This is a genomic window from Phaeodactylibacter xiamenensis, from assembly GCF_000759025.1.
Lineage (GTDB): Bacteria > Bacteroidota > Bacteroidia > Chitinophagales > Saprospiraceae > Phaeodactylibacter > Phaeodactylibacter xiamenensis.
Genome location: NZ_JPOS01000131.1, coordinates 1 through 1015 on the forward strand (window position 1 = coordinate 1; position 1015 = coordinate 1015).

Here is a 1015-nt window from a genome sequence, read left to right on the forward strand (position 1 = left end):
GGCCGTTGTAGGCCATAAATTTAAAAGATGATCATAGAACCTAAATCAGCAAAAAAGTTAATTTCTAATATTGCCAAAATCGACCAATTGATTTCTGAAAACGAAACTAGTTTGCTTCAGGGTGAAAAAGTTGACTTGACTTTAATTACAGAAATCGAAGAGGTTTTTGAAACAGCTATCTTATACCGGAAATTCTTTAATAGGATAAGTGATCTAATACATGCATACGGTATTTTAATTTCTATCCCTGACTTGTTAGAAGAAGACGAAAAAATTGAATCAATATCACTTGGTCCAAATACATCAAAAGGTAAATATGATCTCGAAACTGATAAGAGAATATATGAATTTAAATTTCACCTTTGGGATGGAGGGTCAAATGCCGCAAGAAAGAAGCAGCTATTAAAAGATTATGTGAATCTTGTTTTGGCTGATTTGGAAGAAGCTGAAAGTAAAAAAGAAAAGAAGCTTCTGTTATACAGAAAAGAAGATTTTATCAAAGCGGATAGGTTCCTGAATGGGAACTCTTCACTACAAAAAAATCTAAGTAAAAATATATATGAAGAGTTGCGAGAAAAATTGAATATAGAGAATGAACATGACTTCAAGAGTAAGTTTGGAACAATTAGGGAGTTACACGCTAAATTTTCAAAAAATATTAGCTTAGGCTATTTAAAGAATTCTAACTTTCATAAAAACTGAAATTATGCTAACCGATGGAGCAGGAAATAAGTACGTTGAATTTGAAAATATCAGATTTACGATTGTAAAACAAAATGAAAGAGACTCTTCAAAAGATTGGCCAGAATCTGATGTGTTAAGAATTCAAGCTTATAGAAATTCAGAATCTAAGTCTTTACACAGAGGTGCTGAAATTCCAATAAAAAGCAAAGAGGATTTAATTAAAATTGTTAAGTCGATTTTAGAGATTTATGACGAATTTTGAAACGGCCTACAACACAGTGCAGCCGACAATACTCCGCTACGCTGCGTACTGCGGCTGCACGTTCCCGTT

2 protein-coding genes are annotated in these 1015 nt (G+C 32.7%); both read left to right on the plus strand.

Translation table 11 applies throughout. The features are described from left to right. Positions 1–27: 27 nt before the first annotated feature. Positions 28–702: a hypothetical protein gene (locus tag IX84_RS31780; RefSeq protein ID WP_052516533.1), complete on the plus strand. Its 675-nt coding sequence runs from the start codon at positions 28–30 to the stop codon at positions 700–702. A gap of 4 nt (positions 703–706) precedes the next feature. Then, entirely contained in the window at positions 707–946 is a 240-nt protein-coding gene (locus IX84_RS30200) for a hypothetical protein (RefSeq protein ID WP_044230325.1), read from the plus strand. The last annotated feature ends 69 nt before the right edge of the window (positions 947–1015 follow it).

What these genes read in the sequence shown, in the direction of transcription:
- IX84_RS30200 (WP_044230325.1), top strand. Translation starts at nt 707, where the DNA reads ATGCTAACCGATGGAGCAGGAAATAAGTACGTTGAATTTGAAAATATC.
- IX84_RS31780 (WP_052516533.1), top strand. Translation starts at nt 28, where the DNA reads ATGATCATAGAACCTAAATCAGCAAAAAAGTTAATTTCTAATATTGCC.